The 21,175-nt window shown below is 69.5% G+C and carries 17 protein-coding genes and 2 pseudogenes; 7 read left to right on the forward strand and 12 right to left on the reverse strand.

Translation table 11 applies throughout. The features are described from left to right. The 7 genes from AOZ49_RS06905 to AOZ49_RS06930 form a co-directional block, all read left to right on the forward strand. Positions 1 to 179, forward strand: a 179-nt coding sequence (locus tag AOZ49_RS06905) for a tautomerase family protein (protein ID WP_082380347.1), incomplete at its 5' end; no start/stop codon positions are given. A 305-nt stretch (positions 180 to 484) separates the two neighbouring features. Continuing rightward, on the forward strand, positions 485 to 1,921 hold the full coding sequence (locus tag AOZ49_RS06910) for a cytochrome ubiquinol oxidase subunit I (protein ID WP_054474707.1): 1,437 nt from the start codon (positions 485 to 487) through the stop codon (positions 1,919 to 1,921). Between the two features lie 4 nt (positions 1,922 to 1,925). Beyond that, the gene (gene cydB / locus AOZ49_RS06915; RefSeq protein ID WP_054429041.1) at positions 1,926 to 2,933 is read left to right on the forward strand and encodes a cytochrome d ubiquinol oxidase subunit II; all 1,008 of its coding nucleotides are present in this window, start codon (positions 1,926 to 1,928) and stop codon (positions 2,931 to 2,933) included. Continuing rightward, positions 2,933 to 3,073: a DUF2474 family protein gene (locus AOZ49_RS31655; RefSeq protein WP_006391468.1), complete on the forward strand. Its 141-nt coding sequence runs from the start codon at positions 2,933 to 2,935 to the stop codon at positions 3,071 to 3,073. Before cydB ends, AOZ49_RS31655 begins: the two co-directional genes overlap by 1 nt. A 25-nt stretch (positions 3,074 to 3,098) precedes the next feature. Continuing rightward, the gene (locus tag AOZ49_RS06920; RefSeq protein ID WP_054429043.1) at positions 3,099 to 4,508 is read left to right on the forward strand and encodes an aminotransferase-like domain-containing protein; all 1,410 of its coding nucleotides are present in this window, start codon (positions 3,099 to 3,101) and stop codon (positions 4,506 to 4,508) included. 102 nt (positions 4,509 to 4,610) lie between these two features. After that, positions 4,611 to 5,333, forward strand: a complete 723-nt coding sequence (locus tag AOZ49_RS06925; protein ID WP_054429045.1) for a hypothetical protein — start codon at positions 4,611 to 4,613, stop codon at positions 5,331 to 5,333. A 54-nt stretch (positions 5,334 to 5,387) separates the two neighbouring features. Next, positions 5,388 to 5,864, forward strand: a complete 477-nt coding sequence (locus AOZ49_RS06930; RefSeq protein ID WP_054474708.1) for a hypothetical protein — start codon at positions 5,388 to 5,390, stop codon at positions 5,862 to 5,864. A gap of 60 nt (positions 5,865 to 5,924) precedes the next feature. Here AOZ49_RS06930 and AOZ49_RS06935 read toward each other — a convergent pair whose 3' ends face one another. The 12 genes and pseudogenes from AOZ49_RS06935 to AOZ49_RS06990 all read right to left on the reverse strand — a co-directional run bounded on the left by AOZ49_RS06935 (position 5,925) and on the right by AOZ49_RS06990 (position 21,152). Then, positions 5,925 to 6,902, reverse strand: coding sequence for a Bug family tripartite tricarboxylate transporter substrate binding protein (locus tag AOZ49_RS06935; RefSeq protein WP_054474709.1), 978 nt, complete (start codon positions 6,900 to 6,902; stop codon positions 5,925 to 5,927). 85 nt (positions 6,903 to 6,987) lie between these two features. Next, positions 6,988 to 8,194 (reverse strand): annotated as a pseudogene (gene tcuB, locus AOZ49_RS06940) (tricarballylate utilization 4Fe-4S protein TcuB). Then, positions 8,181 to 9,596, reverse strand: coding sequence for an FAD-dependent tricarballylate dehydrogenase TcuA (gene tcuA / locus AOZ49_RS06945; RefSeq protein WP_054429052.1), 1,416 nt, complete (start codon positions 9,594 to 9,596; stop codon positions 8,181 to 8,183). The pseudogene tcuB and the gene tcuA overlap by 14 nt, the downstream one beginning before the upstream one ends. Positions 9,597 to 9,651: 55 nt before the next feature. Next, positions 9,652 to 10,629 carry a LysR family transcriptional regulator gene (locus tag AOZ49_RS06950; protein ID WP_054429056.1) on the reverse strand — a complete coding sequence of 326 codons (978 nt, stop codon included), beginning with the start codon at positions 10,627 to 10,629 and terminating at the stop codon, positions 9,652 to 9,654. 72 nt (positions 10,630 to 10,701) lie between these two features. Continuing rightward, complete coding sequence (locus tag AOZ49_RS06955) at positions 10,702 to 11,601, reverse strand: c-type cytochrome (protein ID WP_054474710.1); 900 nt, start codon at positions 11,599 to 11,601, stop codon at positions 10,702 to 10,704. Then, a complete protein-coding gene (locus tag AOZ49_RS06960) occupies positions 11,594 to 12,946 on the reverse strand; it encodes a c-type cytochrome (protein WP_054474711.1) in 1,353 nt (450 codons plus the stop codon). The genes AOZ49_RS06955 and AOZ49_RS06960 overlap by 8 nt, the downstream gene beginning before the upstream one ends. Before the next feature lie 253 nt (positions 12,947 to 13,199). Continuing rightward, complete coding sequence (locus AOZ49_RS06965; protein ID WP_054429060.1) at positions 13,200 to 13,898, reverse strand: glutathione S-transferase N-terminal domain-containing protein; 699 nt, start codon at positions 13,896 to 13,898, stop codon at positions 13,200 to 13,202. 218 nt (positions 13,899 to 14,116) lie between these two features. Next, positions 14,117 to 15,790, reverse strand: a complete 1,674-nt coding sequence (hutH, locus tag AOZ49_RS06970; RefSeq protein ID WP_054474712.1) for an HAL/PAL/TAL family ammonia-lyase — start codon at positions 15,788 to 15,790, stop codon at positions 14,117 to 14,119. 71 nt (positions 15,791 to 15,861) lie between these two features. Next, positions 15,862 to 17,010 (reverse strand): MBL fold metallo-hydrolase, encoded by a 1,149-nt coding sequence (locus AOZ49_RS06975; protein ID WP_231690261.1) that lies wholly within the window; start codon positions 17,008 to 17,010, stop codon positions 15,862 to 15,864. Continuing rightward, positions 17,003 to 18,343 (reverse strand): MFS transporter, encoded by a 1,341-nt coding sequence (locus AOZ49_RS06980; RefSeq protein WP_082380348.1) that lies wholly within the window; start codon positions 18,341 to 18,343, stop codon positions 17,003 to 17,005. Before AOZ49_RS06980 ends, AOZ49_RS06975 begins: the two co-directional genes overlap by 8 nt. Before the next feature lie 50 nt (positions 18,344 to 18,393). After that, the gene (locus AOZ49_RS06985; RefSeq protein ID WP_054474715.1) at positions 18,394 to 20,049 is read right to left on the reverse strand and encodes a urocanate hydratase; all 1,656 of its coding nucleotides are present in this window, start codon (positions 20,047 to 20,049) and stop codon (positions 18,394 to 18,396) included. Positions 20,050 to 20,059: 10 nt separating this feature from the next. Continuing rightward, a pseudogene (locus AOZ49_RS06990) lies at positions 20,060 to 21,152 on the reverse strand (DUF917 domain-containing protein). Positions 21,153 to 21,175: the final 23 nt, after the last annotated feature.

The raw sequence follows: 21,175 nt of genomic DNA on the forward strand, positions 1-21,175 counted from the left end.
CGCGCGAGCAGAAAGCCGAGCTGATCAAGGGCGCCACCGACCTGGTGGTGCGCGTGCTCGGCAAGGACCCGCAAGCCACGTTCGTGGTCATCGAGGAAGTCGACACAGACAGTTGGGGCGTCGGTGGCGAAACCGTCACGGCGCTGCACCAACGGCAACGCGCCGCGCCATCGACTTGAACGGTCCGACCTGGCGCCGGGTGCACTCTCCAGCCGGCCGGATCAAGCGGCGCAGCTTCATTGCTGCGCCGCTTTTTTTGTAACGCCATGATCTGGCCCTTTCATGCCGTTGACGCGGTTTCCCCTGTGGCGATGCGGTCCCGGATACACCCACGCCCCAAACTGATCCGCTTTTTTCAGCGTCGTCTGAATCTGTACTGCACAGCGCCGCCGGCCTATCTTGGCGCTACAGGCATCGGCCTGTCCGCGCGCGCCGCCCGTTGGCGGCAGGATCGCGCGGGCCTTGAAGTCAGGAATCACCCGCCATGGATAGCGACGCGTTACTGCTTGCCCGAATACAGTTCGGATTCACCATTTCCTTCCACATCATCTTTCCGGCCATCACCATCGGCCTGGCCAGCTACCTGGCCGTGCTCGAAGGCTGCTGGCTGCGCACCCGCAACACCGTCTACCGCGACCTCTACCACTTCTGGACCAAGATCTTCGCCGTCAACTTCGGCATGGGCGTGGTGTCCGGACTGGTGATGGCGTACCAGTTCGGCACCAATTGGAGCTTCTTTTCCGATTTCGCCGGCAGCGTCACCGGGCCCCTGCTGGCCTACGAAGTGCTGACCGCGTTTTTCCTGGAGGCCGGCTTTCTCGGCGTGATGCTGTTCGGCTGGTCGCGCGTGGGCCCGGGCCTGCACTTCTTCTCGACCATCATGGTGGCGCTGGGCACGCTGGTGTCGGCCACCTGGATCCTGGCGTCCAACAGCTGGATGCAGACCCCCGCGGGCTACGAGATCCTGGACGGCCGCGTGGTGCCGACCGACTGGCTGGCGGTGATCTTCAATCCCTCGTTCCCCTATCGCCTGGCGCACATGGGCATCGCCGCATTCCTGGCCACCGCGCTGATGGTGGGCGCGTCCGGCGCCTGGCACCTGCTGCGCGGCGACCGCAGCCCGGCGGTGAAAAAGATGTTCGCGATGGCGATGGCCATGCTGGCGATCTCGGCGCCGCTGCAGGCGGTGGTGGGCGACTTCCACGGCCTGAACACGCTCAAGCACCAGCCCGCCAAGATCGCCGCGATCGAGGGCCATTGGGACAACGAACCGGGCGCGGGCGTGCCGCTGACGCTGTTCGGCATTCCCGACATGGAACGCGAAGAGACCCGCTACGCGCTCAACGTGCCGCGCCTGGGCAGCCTGATCCTCACGCACAGCTGGGACGGCCAGTTCCCCGGCCTGAAGTCGTATCCGCGCGAGGACCGGCCCAACGCCACCGTGGTGTTCTGGTCGTTCCGCGTGATGGCGGGGCTGGGCATGCTGATGATCCTGCTGGCGGTGTGGGCGCTGTGGGCGCGCTGGCGCGGCCGGCTGTACCAGTCGCGCGCGCTGCAGCGCTTCGCGCTGTGGATGGGGCCGTCCGGGCTGGTGGCCATCCTGGCCGGCTGGTACGTGACCGAGATCGGCCGCCAACCCTGGGTCGTCTATGGCGTGATGCGCACGGCCGACGCCGCCACCCGCCACGGCCTGGGCGAACTGACGCTGACGCTGGCGCTGTTCGTGGCGGTGTACCTGTTCGTGTTCGGCGCCGGCGTGTCGTACATGCTGCGCCTGATCCGCATGGGGCCGACGCCGGCGCCCGGCCATGCGCCGCTGTCCGGCGGCCCGGGCGAACCGCGCCAGCCGTCGCGGCCGCTGTCGGCCGCGTCCACCTCGGCGGACGCCCCGTCCGCGCAACCTGGATTCAAAGGAGCCTGACGCCATGGGCATCGACCTTGCATTGATATGGGCCGTCATCATCCTGTTCGGCGTGATGATGTACGTGGTGATGGACGGCTTCGACCTGGGCATCGGCATCCTCTTTCCGCTGATCGCCGACGCCGAGGAGCGCGACGCCATGGTCAACACCGTCGCCCCCGTGTGGGACGGCAACGAGACCTGGCTGGTGCTGGGCGGCGCGGGGCTGCTGGCCGCGTTTCCGCTGGCGTACTCGGTGATCCTGAGCGCGCTGCACCTGCCGCTGGTGTTCATGCTGCTGGGGCTGATCTTCCGCGGCGTGGCGTTCGAGTTCCGCTTCAAGGCCGACCCGCGCCACCGCGCGCTGTGGGACCGCGCCTTCGTGCTGGGCTCGCTCTGCGCCACCTTCTTCCAGGGCGTGACGCTGGGCGCCTACATCGAAGGCATCCCGGTGGTCGACCGCGTCTACCAGGGCGGGCCGTGGGACTGGATCAGCCCGTTCTCGCTGTTCACCGGCGCGGGCCTGGTGGTGGCGTACGCGCTGCTGGGCTGCACCTGGCTCATCATGAAGACCGAGGGCCGCCTGCATCGCCACATGTGCGCGCTGGCGCGACCGCTGACGCTGGCGCTGCTGGCGGTGATCGCCGCGCTCAGCCTGTGGACGCCGCTGGCGCAGCCGCATATCGCGCAGCGCTGGTTCAGCCTGCCCAACATGTTCTGGTTCCTGCCGGTGCCGCTGCTGGTGGCGGCCGCCGGCATCGACCTGATGCGCCGCGTGCGCGGCGCGCCGGCCGCGGGACCGTTCGTGCTGGCGCTGTGCCTGGTGTTCCTGGGCTACAGCGGCCTGGGCATCAGCATCTGGCCCGCCGTGATTCCGCCGGACGTGTCGATCTGGACCGCGGCCGCGCCGCCGCAGAGCCTGGGCTTCGCCCTGGTCGGCGCCCTCGCCATCATTCCGATTATCCTGATGTACACCGCCTGGTCCTACTACGTGTTCCGCGGCAAGGTGCGCACCGGCGAGGCGTTTCACTGATGGCCGCGCCGACCTCCCTGCCCTCCTGGCGCAGCCGGCTGCTGTGGCTGCTGTTGATCTGGGCCGGCGGCGTGGCGGCGCTGGGCCTGGCCGCGGGCGCGCTGCGGCTGGTGATGCGCGCCATCGGCATGTCGACCTGAACCGCCGTCTTCCCCGGATCCCCTCATGAAGCGCTATGAACGGTTGACCGAAGAAATCACCGCCTCGATCCTGTCGGGCCTGCTGCAGGCGGGCGACCGGCTGCCCTCGGTGCGCCAGACCAGCGCCAGCCGCGGCGTCAGTCCGTCGACGGTGTTCAAGGCCTACTACCTGCTGGAAGCGCGCGGCCTGATCCGCGCGCGCGACCGCTCGGGCTACTACGTGCTGCGCGCCTCGCAGGCCACGCTGCCCGAGCCCGACGACCTGTCCAGCGCCGCCGCGGGCCGCCATCCCGTCGATGTCAGCGACAACGTGCTGCAGGTGCTCAACGCCACCTTGCGGCGCGACATGCTGCCGTTCGGCTCCGCGTTTCCCAGCCCGTCGCTGCTGCCCTATGGCCGGCTGGCGCGCTACATGGCGACCACGGTGCAGCAGCTGGACCCGTGGGGCTCTATCGACGATCTCAGCCCCGGCGACCCGGCCCTGCGCCGCGCCATCGCCCTGCGCTACCTGGCCGACGGCCTGACGGTGCCGGTGGACGACATCATCATCACCAACGGCGCGCTCGACGCGCTCAACCTGTGCCTGAGCGCGGTCACGCGGCCCGGCGACGCGGTGATCGTGGAATCGCCCACGTTCTATGCCGCGCTGCAGTCGCTCGAACGCAATCAGCTGCACGCCATCGAGGTGGCCACGCATCCGCGCGAAGGCATCGACCTGCGGGCGCTGGAACAGGCCATCGTGCAACACCAGCCGCGCGCCTGCTGGCTGATGACGACCTTCCAGAATCCGCTCGGCAGCCTCATGCCCGAGGCCAAGAAGGAAGCGCTGGTCAGGCTGCTGACGCGCCACGGCGTGGCGCTGATCGAGGACGACGTCTACGGCGAACTGTATTTCGGCGCCAACCGGCCGCGGCCGGCCAAGGCCTTCGATGCCGACGGCATGGTGATGCACTGCTCGTCGTTCTCGAAGACGCTGGCGCCGGGCTACCGCGTCGGCTGGGTCGCGGCCGGGCGCTACACCCGCGCCATCATGCGCAACAAGCTCACCACCAGCCTGGCCACCGCCGCGCCGACACAGGCGGCGATTGCCGCCTACCTGGCCCAGGGCGGCTACGACCGCCACCTGCGCCAGTTCCGCCAGACGCTGGCCTTGCAGCAAGGCGAGATGCTGCAGGCGGTGGCGCGCTACTTTCCCAAGGGCACGCGCGCCACGCGGCCGCTGGGCGGCTACTTCACCTGGGTCGAACTGCCCGCGCACATCGACACCTTGCGCCTGCATCGCGCGGCGCTGGACCACGGCATCAGCATCGCGCCAGGGCCGCTGTTTTCCTCGTCCGGCGCGTTCGGCAACTTCCTGCGCTTGAACTGCGGCCACCCCTGGAACGCGGAGATGGAGCAAGGCATGGCGACACTCGGAAAGCTCATGGCGACATGAAATCCGCCATATTGATACAGATGGAAACCCCGCCCCGGCGCCCATCCCTTAGAGTGCGAAGCCTTCAACATCAGGACGGTGCCGCGTCGCGGCGCGTTGCTCATGACGGCTTCCTTTCCCCGTGTTCTACCGCGCCATGCGCTGGGTTGCTACCTCGGCGCGGCCGCGCTGCTGTACCTGTTCAGCGCGCAGCTGCTCGCCATCATTGACATCTGGCTGCTGCCGCGCGGCCTGCTGGTCGAGATGCTGCGCTATCGCGCCATGTGGCTGGTCTTCTTCCTGACGCTGCCCACCGTGGGCTACCTGCTGTGGCGCGGTTCGGACCTGGTCGCCTGGTGGCGCGCGCCCGCCGCCCTGACGCTGGATGACCGCGCGCTGCACCTGGGCGCACGCACGGTGGCGTTCAGCGACATCGCATCGCTGCGTCATCGACACAATCGCGATCATCTGCTGCTCACGCTGGCCAACGGCGAACGCGTGCGCTTGCGCCTGGCTATCTGGGAAGGCGCCGACGAACTGCTGGAGCTTCTGGACGCGCGCGTCGGCGGCGATCTCGAAGCCGACGCCCGGCGCCGCATCGATGCCGGCGCCACCGTCGCCTTCGGCGCCCTCGGCATGAACGCGGCCGGGCTGGTGCACAAGGGCCAGCAGATTCCGTGGACGGCGATCGACACGATCCGCACGCAGTCCGACAGCGAGGGCATGGAGACCGACGAAACGCTGATCATCGTCGCGCAGGGCAAGACCCACAAGATCGACCGCTCCCGCATCGACAACGAGCCCGTGATGCTGGCCTGTCTGCAGCGCTACCTTCCCGCCGCCTGACTCCCGACTCCCGCCCTTCGTGGCGGCCTCTCATCCCACCTCCGCAGCCTCGACATGGAAATCTACAGCTCCGCCTCGCATCAAGCCCAAACGCTGGCCGACCGTCCGGTGTACTACTCGCGCAACCGCCTCATCGCCGGCGCCATCATCTGGACGGTGGGCGCGGTGGCGTTCGGCGCCCTGGCCGCCCGCGCCCGCGGCAATCTCGGCGGCATGGCGTTCTTTGCCGCCATCGCCGCCATCGGCGTATGGCTGGTGATCCGCTGCCTGATGCGCGCCTTCGGCCCGGCCCAGCCGGTGTTCACCTTCACCCGCGAAGGCTTGCGGGTGAAGGACGGCACGGTCATCCCGTGGCAGGCGATCAACGAGAACACCTACGTCAACCAGACCTACGTCGGCATCCCCACGGCCCGCCAGATCCAGTTGAAGACCTCGCTGCCGAACCGCAAGCGCGTGCTGATCCAGGCGATGGCGCTGGAGATCAGCGGCGACGAATACCTGGCCTTGTGCGACGCCTACCAGGCGCGCTGAACGGCCAGCCAACGCGCTTCTAGCGGACAAAGGCCCACGGAGGCTTGTCCGCCTCGCGCCTCAATTGGCGGTCGCGCCGGAGTCCTTGACCGCCTGCGCCCACGCCGCGATCTCCTGGCCGATGAACGCGGTGAACGCGGCGGTATGCAAGTTCGACGCCTGCGCGCCCTCTTCCATCAGGCGCTGCCTGACCGCCGGCGCCGCCAGCGCGCCGCCCAGGGCCTCATTCAACCGCGCCACCACCGCGTCCGGCGTGCCCGCCGGCGCCACCACGCCATGCCACGACAGCGCCTGGAAGCCCGCCAGGCCTGATTCCGCCATGGTCGGGATCTCGGGCAACGCCGGCGAGCGCTGCGGCGAGGTCACCGCCAGCGCGCGCAGCGTGCCTGCCTTCACGTGCGGCAGCACGCCCGGAATCGTCGTGAACATGAAGTCGATCTGGCCGCCGATCAAATCGGTGATGGCCGGGCTGCCGCCCTTGTACGGCACATGCGTGAACTGCAGGCCGGCGGCGCGCTTGAACATCTCGCCGGCCAGGTGGCCCGGCGTGCCGGCCCCGGCCGATCCCATGTTGCTGCGATCGCCCCGCGCCTTGACGTAGGCGATCAGCTCGGACACGGTGGCGGCCTTCACGTTAGGGCCGACCACCAGCACGTTGGGCACGGTGGCCAGCAGCGTGACCGGCGTGAAGTCCCTGACGGCGTCATACGAAATGCGCGAGTACAGCGACGGGTTGATGCCATGCGTGCTGGCGGTCGCCAGCAGCAGCGTATAGCCATCGGGCGCGGCCGATGCCACCTGCTTGGCGGCGATGGTGCCGTTGGCGCCGCCCTTGTTGTCGATCACGATGGTCTGCCCCAGCGTCTTCGCCGCCTCGGCCGCCACCGTGCGGGCCAGGATGTCGGAGGTGCCGCCGGCCGAATGCGGCACGACCAGCGTGATGGGCTTGGCGGGATAGGTCTGCGCGTGCGCGGCCGGCAGGGCCGGCAGCAGACAGGCGGCGGCGAATGCCGCATGGGCAAGGCGATGAGGGAACATGCGAGTCTCCTGAGGATATTGGAATCGCGGCGCCTTCGAGGACGCCGTCATGCACGGGCCGGCCGGGCGGTGGCCGCCGCGCGGCTCAATCGGCGCCCAACTGCAACTTGTCGGGCTGCCGCTTTTCGATCGCCCACTTCAACAGCGCGGCCGAGCGATAGATGCCATGGGCGAACTTGCCGTAGGGCAGGGTCAGGAACAGCGCCATCACCACGCCCAGGTGCACCGCCAGCAGCAGCGCCATGGCGCCGGTATCGCGGCCGGCCAGCAGCGCCAGGCCGGTGGCGCTGGTCAGGAACAGCAAAGCGATGAAGCCCCGGTCCATCGGCTTCTGCGCCGCGTCGCCCTGCAGCGGATGGCGTTTCAGGTTCAGCCACAGCAGGCCCGCCGGCCCGATCAACAGGCCGATGCCGCCCGCCGTGCCCAGCAGCACCGGCGCGCTCCAGAACGGATACGGCGCCTGCTGCCCCCAGCAGGTAGTGATACAGCGTGGCCACGCAGGTGGCGGCGAAGCACAGCATGAAGCCGTAGAACGTGAAGTGGTGAAAGCGCCTGCGCCACGGCGTGAAGGCGTCATCGGCGTTGTTGCAACCCTGGCCGTGGCCGCCATCCAGGTAGCGCAGGCGCAGCGCATCGTGCGCGGCCTCGGCCACCGCCGCGCCGCTGGCCGCGCCGGGGCTGACGTCGCGCCAGAAGCGCGCCGCGCCGATGCCCAGCGCCAGCATGGCGCAGCCGAACACCGCGCCGAACATCAGCGCCAGCGTGTTGTGCGGGAACACCGCGTAGAAATTGCCCGCCAGCGGCGCATGGAACAGCCCGCCCGTCAGCATCACCGTCAACGCCAGGAACAACGCCAGCCCCGCCGCCGTGGCCAGCGACAGCGCCAGTCCGTTGCGCTGGTACAGCTTGCCCAGCGCGGCCGGAAACGCGTATTCGGTATAGGTCTGCAATCGCACCTTGGCCATGGCTTGCGGCACGTTCACCGCGAACTCGTGCGGCGGCGCGTACTGGCAGGCGTGCAGACAGGCGCCGCAGTTGTGGCACAGGTTGGCCAGGTAGTTCAGGTCGGCCTTGCCGAACTCCAGCCGCCGCGTCATGGCCGGAAACACGGCGCAGAAGCCTTCGCAGTAGCGACAGGCGTTGCAGATCTGCATGACGCGCGCCACCTCGGTTTCGTCCGGGCTGAGCACGGCGGCGCCACGGCCATGCCAGCGCACCGGCTGTTCGATCATCGCCGGGGCCGGCTGCGCGAACGATTGGGCCTCGCGGGCCAGGGTCTCAAGCTGCCGCATGCGATGCTCCTGCGTGATGCGATTGGCGCGCGGCGGCCGCGGCGCGGGTGCCGGCGATGCGGCCGAAGGCGGTGCCGATGGACATGCCCACCCCCGCCGTGTAGCCCTTGCCCAGCACGTTGCCTGCCATCATCTCGCCCGCCACGAACAGGTTGTCGCTGGGCACGCCGTTGAAACGGACCGCGGCGGTCTCATCCACCTTCAGGCCCAGATAGGTGAACGTGATGCCGGGCCGCAGCGCGTAGCCGTAGAACGGCGCGGTGTCGATGGGCCGGGCCCAGTGCGTCTTGGCGGGCGCCAGGCCCTCGGTGCGGCAGTCGTCCAGCGTCGTGTGGTCGAAGGTGCCGGTTCTACAGGCCTGGTTGTATTCGCGGAGGGTGCGCGCGAACGCCACTGGGTCCAGCCCCAGCCGCCGACCCAGTTCCGGCACGGAATCGGCGGTGACGCCCGGAAACACCGGTGGCATGAAGCGGCCGACGGCCTTGGCGTCGATGATGGAATAGGCGATCTGCCCCGGCTGCATGGCGGTCAGGCGGCCCCAGATGGCGTAGCGCTTGGGCCAGAAATCCTCGCCCTCGTCGTAGAAGCGTTGCGCGTCGCGGTTGACCACCACGCCCAGCGAGACGCAGTCGATGCGGGTGCAGATGCCGCCGTCGTACAGCGGCGCGCGCGCGTCGATCGCCACGCAGTGCGACTGCGACGGATCGCCGATGCGGTCGGCGCCCGCGTCCAGCATGAACTTGAGCAGCACGCCCTGGTTGTAGCGGGTGCCGCGGATGAGGAAGTTGTCGGCCGGCCATTCGCCGCGCTCGTTCTGGCCCCACGCCTCACGCAGCCAGTCGCGGTTGGACTCGAAACCGCCGGCCGCCAGCACACAGGCGCGCGCCTCGATGCGCTCGGCGCCGATGCGGGCGGCCTTGAAGCGGCCGTTCTCCAGTTCCAGCGCGTCCACCGGCGCGCCGTAGCGGATGCGCACGCCCAGGGCCTCGGCGCTGCGGTAATAGGCGTTCACCAGCGCCTTGCCGCCGCCCATGAAGAAGGCGTTGGTGCGGGCCACGTGCAGCGCGCCCGACAGCGGCGGCTGGAAATGGACGCCATGGCGCCGCATCCAGTCGCGACAGGTGGCGGACGCGCGGATCACCAGCCGCGCCAGCTTTTCGTCGGTCTGGCCGCCGGTGACCTTGAGCAGGTCCTGCCAGTATTCCTCTTCCGGATAGGCGTCCACCAGCACGTCCTGCGGCGCGTCGTGCATGCAGCGCAGGTTGCGCGTGTGCTGCGAATTGCCGCCGCGCCATTCGCGCGGCGCGGCCTCCAGCAGCAACACGCTGGCGCCGGCCTCGCGCGCCATCAGGGCCGCGCACAGCGCCGCATTGCCCCCGCCCACCACCAATACATCGACCATGTCTTCGTTCCCGGATCAAGGAACGGACTGTAGGCCGGCGCCGCGCGCCGCGATATCAGCGCGGCGTCAACGGGTCTTCATGATTCGTGAAGGGTGCGGCCTCCGATCCGGCCGCGTGCAACGTCGTCACCGCCCACCTGCCGTCGCGCGCCAGGGTGCGCGACACGTCCGCCAGCACCAGGCGCGCGGCCAGCGCGGCGGGCGACAGCTCGTCATCCGACAGGCTGGCCAGCAGGTTGGGCCGGAACAGGTCGGCGTCGTCGATCCGCGCCATGGCCAGCTGCCCCGGCGCGATGCGCGCGGTGGCCGAACTGGGCTGGATGGTGGCGGCATAGCCCAGTTGCACCACGTCCATCAGCAGCGCCAGGCCATCGACCTCGGCCACCACGCGCGGCGTCAGGCCGCGTTGCTGGAACGCCTGGCTGACCAGGGCGCGCAACCCGTGGCGGCCGCTGGGCAGCACCAGCGGCAGGCCGGCGATGGCCTCCAGGCGGGTGGTGGGGCCGGCGGGCAGGCCGGCCATGCCGCGCCCGGCGCACAGGTACAGCGGCTCGTCCAGCAGCGGCATCACGCTCCAGCGGCGCGCCGCCTCGGCGTGGAACACGACGGCCAGGTCGAGCTGGCGGCCGTTGAGCATGTCGGCCAGGTGGCCCGACAGCGCCTCGACCAGATGCAGGCGGATATCCGGATAGCGCTGGTTCATGGCCTGCACGAACGGCGCACCCAGGATGGACGCGGTGGTGGACGACAGGCCGACGCTGACATGGCCGGCCAGGCGCGCCTGCTGCGCGGCGTGGACGGCGTCGTCGGCATGGCGCAGCGCGAGCTGGGCCTGGCGGAAGAACGCCAGCCCCGCGTCGGTCGGCACCACGCCGCTGGCGCTGCGTTGCAGCAGCCGCGTGGCCAGCTCGCCTTCGAGCCGGCTGATCTGCTGGCTGAGCGCGGAGGTCACCATGCCCAGCGACATCGCCGCGCGGCCGATGCTGCCGGCTTCGACGACGCGGACGAAATAACGAAGCTGGCGCAGTTCCATGGCGGGCCCGGACGAAGGATGACCCGCCGATTGTAGGACGCGGGGCAAGCCGGCCGCTCGCCCCGCCACGCGTCAGTAGCGCGCGTCCTTCGGCTTCTTGCCGTCCGGCCAGTCCTTCTCCTTGGGCGGGAAGTCCGGCCGCGGCATGTGGGTGAAGTACTCGGCCACGTCGACCGCGTCCTGGTCGGACAGCACCGCGCCCTCGCCCCAGTTGCCATGGGTGTTGACCCCCATCGGCATGCTGTTGCGGATGAAGGCCGCCGCCTTGTAGGTGCGGGCCAGCCCGGCGCCGATGTTGAACGATTCGTCGCCCCACAGCGGCGGGAACACGATGTTGCCGGCGCCGTCGCGCTTGCCCTCGCCGTTGGCGCCGTGGCAGGCCGCGCACTGCGCCGCGTACAGGGTCTTGCCGCGCGCCGAGTCAGGCACCAGCTTGGTGTCGATGGGCCAGGCGTTCTTGATCTGCACCTGGGCGCCATGCGGCACATCCTGCGCCAGCCACTTCATGTAGGCCAGCATCGCCGCCATTTCGGGCGAGGCTTTGTCCAGCGGCTTGCCGTTCATCGAGCGTTGGAAACAGCCGTTGATGCGGTCCGCCAACGTCACTTCGCGGCCCGCGCGCGGGTTGAACTGCGGGAACGAATTGACCGAATTGATGTACGGCGCGCCCAACGGCTTCTTGCCCTGCTGCACGTGGCAGCTGCTGCAGTTGAGGCTGGCGCCGGTGTTGTTCGGCAGCAGCCGGCGGGTTTCGTTGAGCAGGCGCTGGCCGTAGCGGATCTGCTCGGCGTTGGGCTCCTTGTCGATCAGGGTGTCGGACGGAATGGTGTAGTCGGCCAGCCGCCTGCCGTCCTTGTCGAGCACGGCGAAGGTCTTGGGCTCGCCCGCCGGCGCGGGCGGAGCCGCCAGCGCGGCCAGGCCGCCGCCCGCCATCAGCGCCACCGCGGCGGCGATCTTGTACAGCTTATTCATGCTTGCCTCCCGACACGATGTTCGGCTTCTTGCTGGCCAGGAAGCCGCGGATGTGAGCGACCTCGTCGCTGGCGATCGGCGGCGCCTGGTTGGTCCAGGCCGTGCGGATGAAGTTGATGACGTCGGTGATGTCCTGGTCGCTCAGGTGGTTGAAGCGCGGCATCGCGAAGGCCATGGCGTCATGGTCGTTGGCGGGCATCTTGCCGCCTTCCAGGGTGATCTGGATGATCGACTGCGGGTTCTGCGCGAAGATCGCGGAGTTGCCCGCCAGCGCCGGGAAGATGCGCGCCATGCCCTGGCCGTCGGCCCGGTGGCAGATGACGCAATGCTCCATGTAGATCACCGCGCCGCGCGAGTCGTAGCGGCCGGCCAGCAGCGACGCGGTGGTGTTGTCCGCCTTGGCGGGGAATACCGGCGCCTTGCCCGGCACCGGTGGCAGCTGCTTCAGGTAGGCCGCGATGCTGGCCAGGTCGTCATCGGTGAAATAACGCGTGCTGTGCTCGACCACGTCGGCCATGGCGCCGAACACCGCCACCCGGTCGGTGCGGCCGGTCTTCAGGAACAGCGCGATATCGGCCGCGCTCCAGGAGGCCAGGCCGCGGGCCTCGCCACGCAGGCTCTTGGCGCGCCAGCCGTCGATCACGGCGCCCGACAGGAAGGCGTCGCCGTCGGCCATCGACAGCGCCTTTTCCTGGTAGGCCAGGCCGCGCGGCGTGTGGCAGGCGCCGCAGTGGCCCGGGCCTTCCACCAGGTAGGCGCCGCGCTTGACCTGCTCGTCGGCGCCCGCCGGCGCGGCGAAGTCGCGCTTGCCGGCGAACAGCAGCTGCCACCAGGCCATGGGCCAGCGCATGTTCAGGGGCCACGGGATAGTCGAATCGGCGCTGGGCTTGGCGACCGGCGCGACGTCGGCCATGAAGTAGGCGTAGAGCGCCTGGATGTCGCGGTCGGGCATGATGGCGTACGACGGATACGGCATGGCCGGATAGAGCGCCGCGCCGTCCTTGCGGATGCCGTACTGCACCGCGTTCTTGAAATCGGCGTAGCTGTAGGCGCCGATGCCGCTGGCCTTGTCGGGCGTGATATTGGACGAATAGATGGTGCCGACCGGCGTCTGCATCGCCAGGCCGCCCGCGAAGGGCTTGTCGCCCGGCACGCTATGACAGGCGACACAGTCGGCGGTGCGCGCGATATAGGCGCCGGCTTCGGCCAGCCGGCGGTCCTGCGGATCGACGCTGGCCGTGGTGTCCGTCTTGCGGCTGGCGGTCAGCAGATGGGCGCCGCCGATGCCGCCGCCTATCCCCAGCAGCGCCACCAGCGCCACCGCCTTGATCCCGAAATGCTTCATTTGACCCTCCGTTGCGTGCCGGGCAGCGCGCACGTCGGGTGTTCGTACTGCGTCGTCCAGCTTATGGAGGCAGCTTACGCTTTTAAGTAATAAACATATTACCGAAAAGCATGAAAGTATCGGGGTTGTTTGACCCGGCGCAAACAGGCCGAATCTTGGAGACTCGTTAACACGAGAATAGTCCGGTGTTGGGCCAATTTTGCCGGGACCGGCGGGGCGTCAGGCCCCGGCCGTCCCCGGCGCACACCGCCCGTCAGGCCGGAATCGTCAGACCCTTGGCCACCGCCGGACGCGCCACGAAGGCCTCCAGCACGCGCGCGACGTTCTTGAATTGCGAGAACTCGACCAGCTCGCCGGCGCCGTAGAAACCGACCAGATTGCGCACCCACGGCAGGATGGCGATGTCGGCGATGGTGTACTGGTCGCCCATGACCCAGTCGCGGCCTTCCAGGCGCTTGTCCAGCACGCCCAGCAGGCGCTTGGATTCGGCCACGTAGCGGTCGCGCGGACGCTTGTCCTCGTAGTCCTTGCCGGCGAACTTATGGAAAAAGCCCAACTGGCCGAACATCGGGCCGATGCCGCCCATCTGGAACATCACCCATTGCAGGGTCTCGTAGCGCCCGGCGGTGTCGGCGGGGATGAACTGGCCGGTCTTGCTGGCCAGGTAGATCAGGATGGCGCCGGACTCGAACAGCGCCAGCGGCTTGCCATCCGGACCATTGGGATCGAGGATGGCGGGGATCTTGTTGTTCGGGCTGAGCGACAGGAATTCCGGCGAGAACTGGTCCTGCGTATCGAAACTGACCCGGTGCGGCTCATACGGCAGGCCCAGCTCTTCCAGCAGGATCGACACCTTGACGCCATTGGGCGTGGGCAGCGAATACAGCTGGATGCGGTCGGGATGCTGGGCGGGCCATTTCCGGGTGATGGCGAACGAGTCGAGGGAAGACATGCGGGGGAGCTCCTGGAGATCCGGTGGCGATGAGGGGTGGCGATCGTGGCGGGCGCGGCCTCTGGCCGGCGCCCCGCGGCGCGTCGGGCAAATGTAGCGCAAATCACCCACCGGCAAGCGCCTTGTGGCCGCGCCGCGGGCACTCGCGCTGCAACGGTCTGTTCCAGGGAAAACCGCGCCGTCGGCAGGGGATTCCGGCCGGCGGCGGNCCCCGCCGCTCAGCGCGCCGCGTCGGCCCGGGCCCAGGCCGGCAGGTCCGCCCGCGCCTGCCGCAGGAAGGCGGTGGCGGTGATGACGTCGGCGTCGTTGCGGCGGTCCTCGGTCATGGCCGACACCTGCTGGCGAAAATCCCGCCACAGGCTGGCGGTGCCCTGCCCCAGCGCCGCCGCCGGGCCTTGCGGATAGCGCAGGTCGACCGCCTGGGCGCCGTGCATCAGTTCCACCGCCAGCAGCCGGGTCAGGGCCGCGATCTGGCCGGTCACGCGCAACCCGGTCAGCGGCGCATTGGTACCGACGTCCTCGATATTGCCGGCCTGCGGCTGCACGTCGGTCACGACCGGCCCGGCCAGGGCGCGCACGTCCGCCGCCAGCGACGACACCGTCTTCTGGATCGGGCCGTAGCCGATGGCGCCATTGCCCGGACTGAGAAAGCGCGGCAACCGCGTGAAGGCCGGGTCCGTCAGACGCAAGGTGCGTTGCGCCGACAGTTGCGCCACCTGCGACAGCGCCACGCCGGCGCCTTGCAGCGGCAGCACCCAGGCGCTGGGATCGAACCCGGCGCTGGGCATGACGGCGCCACGCACCGGACCCTCGGTCACGTAGTACTGGATTTCATAGTCGGGCGCGCCGGCCGCCGGCGCGGCGTCCAGCACCACCGTCGGGTTGTCGTCGGAACTGTTGATCTGCACCTGCAGCTGCCGGTCCAGCAGCGCCAGCAGGTCGCGCGCCGCGCCGTGCACCTGGCTCACCGTGCGAAAACTCAGCGGGTCCTGCAAGGGCCGCTGCGGATCGCGCTTCCACAACGCGCTGCCGCGCAGCAGGCCCAGCATGCGCTCGGCAGTCTGGCGCTGGCCGGCGTAAGGCCGTTGCGATTGCGCGGGCGCCAGCAAGGGCGCCAGGTTGCCGTCCAGGCCTTCGAGCGACAGCGCCGCCACCGCGTCGGCCTGCGCCAGCAGCGCGCGCGCATCGTGCGCGGCCAGCACCGCCAGCGCGGCGCCATAGGCGTTCGAGCTGACCATCGACAGCGCGTCCTTGCCGAACGGACGCACCGCCACCAGGCCGGCCTCGCGCAGGGCCTGCCCGGCGCTCATGCGATGGCCGCCGTGCCAGGCCTCGCCCTCGCCCATCATCACCAGGCCGATCTGCGGCAGGATGGTGATGTCGGCCTGGCCGACCGAGCCTTCGCCCAGCATCACCGGCGTCACGTCGCGGTTGAGAAACGCGGCGTATTGCTCCAGCACCGCCGGCTGCATGCCGGCGCCGCCGAACAGCGCCGTGTTCAGGCGGATCAGCATGGCGGCGCGGGTCACGTCGCGCGGCGCCTCGGCGCCGTAGGCCGCGCTGTGCGAATGCAGCAGGTTGCGGTTGAACTGTTCGGACAGGCGCCGCACCTCGGGCGAGATCTCGCCGCCCTGAAAGATGGTCTGGTCCTTGTTCAGGCCCACGCCCCGGTTCAGGCCGTACACCGGCTTGTCCAGGCGCGCATAGGCCAGCAGCAAGTCGTAGGCGCGCGCCGCCCGCTGCGCCGCGGCCGGCGCGATGGCGACGGCGCAATCCTGCCGCGCCACCGCCAGCACCTGCGCCGCCGTCAGCGATTTGCCGTCCAGCGTGACGCTGCAATCGCCGGCCGCCTGCGCGGCCGCGCCCAGCAACAGTGTCGCCAGCAGCGCCATCCGGCCGCACGCGCGCGCCGCGCGTCGGTGGGTATCAACACGCAAAGACTTCATCTTGCCTCCGGCGGTGCTTACGGTTGCTTCAAGGGAATACGCATCAAATCCTGGCCCAGCACCACCGGACCCTTGAAGGTCTCGCGGGCATGCAGCCAATGGTCGGCCGGGGCATCGCCCGGCACCAGGTGCGACAGCACCAGCTTGCGGACGCCTGCCTGCGTCGCCGCCTCGCCGGCCTGCTGCGGCGTGGTGTGCGCCCCCAGCAGTTGCCGCGCCAGCGCCTGCTGGCGCGCGTCCCAGGGCTTGGGGCCGACGATGTGGTCGACCCAGGCGGGATCGATGGCCTCGTGCACCAGGATGTCGGCGCCGCGCGCCAGCTTGACCAGGTTGGGGCTGAGCGCGGTGTCGCCCGAGAACACCACCGAGCCCGACGCGGTGTCGAAGCGGTAGGCGAAGTTGGGATACACCAGCCCGTGCGGCACCAGGATCGCGCTGACCGTCACGCGCTCGTCGCGCCAGACCTCGAAGGGTTCCATCGGCGGCGCCGGGTCGGCGTTCGGGTCTTTCACCACGCCGGCCGGCACGGCGATGTCATGCGCCTGGAAGAAGCCGCGCACGTCCGGCACGCCTTCGCTGCGCACGCGGATGTTGAGGTCCGCGGCCATGCCGGCGACCACCGAGTCCACCAGGTCCACGGTGCCCGCGCCCGGGTTCTCGGCATGGATCACCGGATCGCCCGCCAGGCCCGGCGCCAGCGGCGGCAAAGCGCCGCGGCGGCCCGGCCCGTAGATCTGCAACGACGCCTTGGCGCGGCGGCGCGCGCTGGGGTCGTACATCAGCAGGCTGGCCAGGTCGATGATGTGGTCGGTGTGCAGGTGCGTCAGGAACACGGCCTGCTCGACGCCGGGCTTGATGCCGGCGCGGCGCAGTTGCCGGTAGGCGCCCGAGCCCAGGTCGACGAGGTAGGCCTTGCCGTCCACCACCAGCGCCGACGAGATGCCGTGGGGCGCGTCGTTGCCGTACCAGGTCGGCCCGCCGGCCACGCCCAGCAGCACCAGTTCGGCGCCCTGCCCCGCTTGCGCGGCTGGCGCGGCCAGCATCGCCGCCACGCCCAGCGCCGCGGCGGCGCGACCCAGCCAGCGGCGCAGGCCGCCGACGGCCGAACGGCGCGCCGGCAAGCCTGCATGCGCCACGTCCGCAAACCGCTTGCCGGCCTCAGACATGGTTCTTCTGCGGCAGCACGGTCAAGGCCACCAGGGCCACCACGCAGGCGCCCATCACGTACAGCGCCGGCGCGAAGGCCACGCCGGTGGTGTAGGTGATCCAGGTCAGGATGGCCGGCGCGAAGCCGCCCAGCACCGTCACCGCGGTGTTGTAGGCCAGGGACATGCCGGACGAGCGCACCGCCGTCGGGAACACTTCCGACAGCGCCGACGGCGCGGTGCCGACGTACAGCGCCACCAGCAGGCAGAACGACGACTGCACCACGATCAGCGCGAACTGCGTGTGGTTGGCCTGCAGCCACATCATCAGCGGATACACCGCGATCAGCAGCAGCAGCGCCGACGCGCGCAGCACGGTGCGGCGGCCGTAGCGGTCGGACAGCGTGCCCGAGAAGAAGCAGCCGCCGATCAGGAACAGATTGCCCACCAAGGCGCCCAGGAAGGCCTGCGAGCTGGTGAAGCCCATGCTCTTCTGCACATAGATCGGCATGAAGATGATCAGCGCGTACGGCCCGATGGCCCACAGCACCGACATGCACAGACCGGTGAACAGCTCGCGCGGATAGTCGCGCAGCACGCTCAAGAGCGGCGCCTTGGCGGGCTTGCCGCTGGCGGCCTGGCGCTGCTGTTCCTCGCGGAAATGCGGCGTCTCGTCGAGCGTGCGGCGCATCCACAGGCCCACCGGCGCGATCGACAGGCCGACGATGAACGGAATGCGCCAGCCCCATTCGCCCACCTGGTCTTCGGTCAGCAGCGTGGTCACCAGCGTGGCGACCAGCGCGCCCAGCAGGTTGGAGATGCCCATGCTGGCCTGCAGCCACGAGGCGTACTGGCCGCGCTTGCCGGCCGGCGCGTGCTCGACCAGGAAGGCGGTGGCGCCGCCCACTTCGCCGCCGGCCGAGAAGCCCTGCAGCATGCGGCCGCACACGATCAGCAGCGGCGCGCCCACGCCGATGGCGGCGTACGGCGGCGCGATGGCGATGAGCAGCGTGCCCAGCGCCATCAGCATGATGGTCAGCGTCAGCGCCGCCTTGCGGCCGGCGCGGTCGCCATACGCGCCCAGCATCAGCGCGCCCAGCGGCCGCACCACGAAACCCAGCCCGAAGGCCAGGAACGAGGCCATCAGCTGCACCGTCGGATCTTCGTTGTGGAAGAAGTTCTGCCCGATATACACCGCGAACAGCGCGTAGACCGAAAAGTCGTACCACTCCAGGGCGTTGCCGATCGAAGCGGCGATGACCGCCTTCTTGGCGCCCTTGTGCTCATCGGCGCCTGCGTGGGCGGCATTGCCCCCCACCATCCCCGCGCCCGGGTTGATTGCGATGTTTTTCATTGACGTTCCCGTTGATTCGCCCCGTGTCCGGGGCTGTTATGTCCTGCCGTTCAAACCCGCGCCGCCATCGTGTCGATGCGGTCGATACCCTTCTTTCCGACTTCGTCCAGCGCTTCTTCGTAGCCGGCGTCGGCATAGCGCAGTACGCCGCTGGCGGTGTCGTTGGTCAGCGACAGCGACAGGCGCTGCGCCGCCGCGTCGGTGCCGTCCGCCACCACCGTCACGCCGGCGCTGGTCATGTAGCCGCTGTAGCCGCCGCCGCCCGAGTGGATCGCCACCGGGTCGGCGCTGGACGAACAATTGATCATCGCGTTCAGCAGCGGCCAGTCGGCGATGGCGTCGGAGCCGTCGCGCATGTTCTCGGTCATGATGTTCGGATGCGCCATGGCGCCGGCGTCCAGGTGGTCGCGGGTGAACGCCACCGGCGCGGCCAGGATGCCCTCGCGCACCATGCGGTTCACTTCCAGCGCCAGTTCCGTGCGCTCGCCGTGGCCGAGCCAGGCGATGCGCGCGGGCAGGCCCTCGAACGGCACCGACTCGCGCGCCAGCCGGATCCAGTTGGACACGATCAGGTTGTCGGGGAAGCGCCGCAGCAGGAAGTCGTCGATCTTGCGGATGTCCTCGGGATCGTTGGACAGCGCGATCCAGCGGAACGGGCCGATGGCGCGCGCGAACAACGGGCGCAGGAAGGCCTCGGTGAAGACGGGGATCTCGAAGGCGCGCTCGACGCCGCCCTGCTTCGCATGGGTGCGGATCAGGTTGCCGTTGTCGAACACCACCGCGCCGCGGTCCTTAAAACCCAGCATCGCGGTGACGTGGCGCACGATCGAGCGGCGGCTGGCGTCCATCAGGCCTGCCATGTCCTCGCGGCGCATGCGCGCGACCTGCTCCAGCGTGTGGCCGGCGGGCACGTAGCCGTAGACCAGGTCATGCGCCGAGGTCTGGTCGGTGACGATGTCGGGCACGATGCCGCGCGCCAGGATCTCGGGATACACGTCGGCGGCGTTGCCGAGCAGGCCCACCGACAGCGGGCGGCGCGCCGCCTGCGCGTCGCGGATCAGCGCCAGCGCCTCGTCCAGCGTGTCGGCGCGGCATTCCAGGAAGCCGGCCTTGATGCGTTTCTCGATGCGTTCCGGATCGATCTCGACCGTCAGGATGGCGGCGTTGGCCATGCGGCCCGCCAGGGGCTGGGCGCCGCCCATGCCGCCCATGCCCGCGGTCAGGATGAAGCGGCCGCGCAGGTCGTTGTCGAAATGGCGCTCGGCGATGCGCGAGAAGATCTCGTAGGTGCCCTGGATCACGCCCTGCGAGCCGATGTACTGCCAGTCGCCGGCGGTCAGGCCGCCCCAGCAGATCAGGTTGTCGTCCTGCATGCGGTAGAAATTCTCGGCATGCGCCCACTGCCCCACCATGTTGCAGTTGGCCATGATCACGATCGGCGCCTGCGGATGGGTGCGCAGCACGCCGATGGGCTTGCCGGACTGCACGATCAGGGTCTGGTCCTCTTCCAGCGTCATCAGCGCGCGCACGATGGCGTCGTGCGACGGCCAGTCGCGCGCGGCGCGGCCCAGCGCCGCGTAGACCACCAGGTTGGCGGGGTCCTCGCCCACCGCCAGCACGTTCTCCAGGAGGCGCAGCAGCGCTTCCTGGCGCCAGCCCTTGCAACGCAGCGTGGTGCCGCCCGGCACCTTGAATTCACGTTTCATCAGCGCCCCCTCAGCGACCCAGCGCGTAGCCGGTGAAGTCCATGCCCAGCGCCTTCTCGACGATCGGATAGACCGAGGCGTCGGTGACGCTGGAGGACAGCGGGATGTGCTGCTTGGACACGTGCAGGATGGACACCTGCAGGCCCTCGCGCAACTTGCCGGCGCTGACCGGATTGCCGTCGGCGTCCAGCGTGGTGATGACGTCCGGATAGCAGGCGATGCGCTCGCCCTGCGCGTCGGTCACGGCCATATGCTCGTTCATGACGTGGATGACGCGCTTGCCCGCGCCCTCGCCGATCTCGACCGTGCCGATGTCGAAGGCTTCCTCGGTGTACTTGAGCGTGTTGCGCACCACCTTGCCGGAACCGATGATCTCGCCCTGCGTGGCCTTGCAGATGGCGTCGATCACGGCGCTGCCGCCCTTGGGCTGCGCCGCCAGGATGGCTTCGCCCAGCGCCAGCGCGCGGCTGATGCCGCCCAGCGCGGCGTGGCGCCGCACGTACGAGGCGCGGATCGGATTGCGGCAACTGGCGATGAAGCCGCCGGCCATGTCGGCGGCGCGGCGCAGCACCGGCGATACCTTGCCGGTGGCGCCGTGCACGGTCAGTTCCATATAGGCGTTGTTGGCGCGGTTGCCGCCCACGGCGCACTGGATCATCGGCTCGGGGCTGCCGGCCAGGCCCAGCGAGCCCATGTCGCCGGTGGGATGGGCGCGGATGTCGCCCACCGCGTCCACCACCTTGGTGCCCAGCACCGCCGACGGCAGCCAGCCGTTGAGCGTGCTGGACATGCCGTTCTGGCCAATGATGAGGCCATACAGGCGCTCGCCCAGCGCATCCTGCAGGCGCTCGGCCGCCTTGACGTAGTCGATGCCCAGCATCTGCCAGTCGGTCAGGCCGCCGGGCGCGCCGATGGCGGCGGCGGTGGCGATCCAGGCGTCATCGGGCACTTCGTCCATCGACACCAGTTCGGGCCGGCCGATGGTCACGGCCAGCGATCCCAGTTCGCGGCCATGCTCGGCCCAGCCGCCCCCCGCCACAGGCAAACACCGAACCGCCCCTGACCGCGGCCTCGACATCCTGCATCGTCAAGATTCTTCCCATTGCTGCGCCCTTCCTTTCCCGAT

The sequence above is a fragment of the Achromobacter sp. 2789STDY5608615 genome, from assembly GCF_001298995.1.
In the GTDB taxonomy this organism is placed as follows: Bacteria; Pseudomonadota; Gammaproteobacteria; order Burkholderiales; family Burkholderiaceae_B; genus Achromobacter; species Achromobacter insuavis.

What these genes read in the sequence shown, in the direction of transcription:
- AOZ49_RS06910 (WP_054474707.1), top strand. Translation starts at nt 485, where the DNA reads ATGGATAGCGACGCGTTACTGCTTGCCCGAATACAGTTCGGATTCACC.
- cydB (WP_054429041.1), top strand. Translation starts at nt 1,926, where the DNA reads ATGGGCATCGACCTTGCATTGATATGGGCCGTCATCATCCTGTTCGGC.
- AOZ49_RS31655 (WP_006391468.1), top strand. Translation starts at nt 2,933, where the DNA reads ATGGCCGCGCCGACCTCCCTGCCCTCCTGGCGCAGCCGGCTGCTGTGG.
- AOZ49_RS06920 (WP_054429043.1), top strand. Translation starts at nt 3,099, where the DNA reads ATGAAGCGCTATGAACGGTTGACCGAAGAAATCACCGCCTCGATCCTG.
- AOZ49_RS06925 (WP_054429045.1), top strand. Translation starts at nt 4,611, where the DNA reads ATGACGGCTTCCTTTCCCCGTGTTCTACCGCGCCATGCGCTGGGTTGC.
- AOZ49_RS06930 (WP_054474708.1), top strand. Translation starts at nt 5,388, where the DNA reads ATGGAAATCTACAGCTCCGCCTCGCATCAAGCCCAAACGCTGGCCGAC.
- AOZ49_RS06935 (WP_054474709.1), bottom strand. Translation starts at nt 6,902, where the DNA reads ATGTTCCCTCATCGCCTTGCCCATGCGGCATTCGCCGCCGCCTGTCTG.
- tcuA (WP_054429052.1), bottom strand. Translation starts at nt 9,596, where the DNA reads ATGGTCGATGTATTGGTGGTGGGCGGGGGCAATGCGGCGCTGTGCGCG.
- AOZ49_RS06950 (WP_054429056.1), bottom strand. Translation starts at nt 10,629, where the DNA reads ATGGAACTGCGCCAGCTTCGTTATTTCGTCCGCGTCGTCGAAGCCGGC.
- AOZ49_RS06955 (WP_054474710.1), bottom strand. Translation starts at nt 11,601, where the DNA reads ATGAATAAGCTGTACAAGATCGCCGCCGCGGTGGCGCTGATGGCGGGC.
- AOZ49_RS06960 (WP_054474711.1), bottom strand. Translation starts at nt 12,946, where the DNA reads ATGAAGCATTTCGGGATCAAGGCGGTGGCGCTGGTGGCGCTGCTGGGG.
- AOZ49_RS06965 (WP_054429060.1), bottom strand. Translation starts at nt 13,898, where the DNA reads ATGTCTTCCCTCGACTCGTTCGCCATCACCCGGAAATGGCCCGCCCAG.
- hutH (WP_054474712.1), bottom strand. Translation starts at nt 15,790, where the DNA reads ATGGCGCTGCTGGCGACACTGTTGCTGGGCGCGGCCGCGCAGGCGGCC.
- AOZ49_RS06975 (WP_231690261.1), bottom strand. Translation starts at nt 17,010, where the DNA reads ATGTCTGAGGCCGGCAAGCGGTTTGCGGACGTGGCGCATGCAGGCTTG.
- AOZ49_RS06980 (WP_082380348.1), bottom strand. Translation starts at nt 18,343, where the DNA reads ATGAAAAACATCGCAATCAACCCGGGCGCGGGGATGGTGGGGGGCAAT.
- AOZ49_RS06985 (WP_054474715.1), bottom strand. Translation starts at nt 20,049, where the DNA reads ATGAAACGTGAATTCAAGGTGCCGGGCGGCACCACGCTGCGTTGCAAG.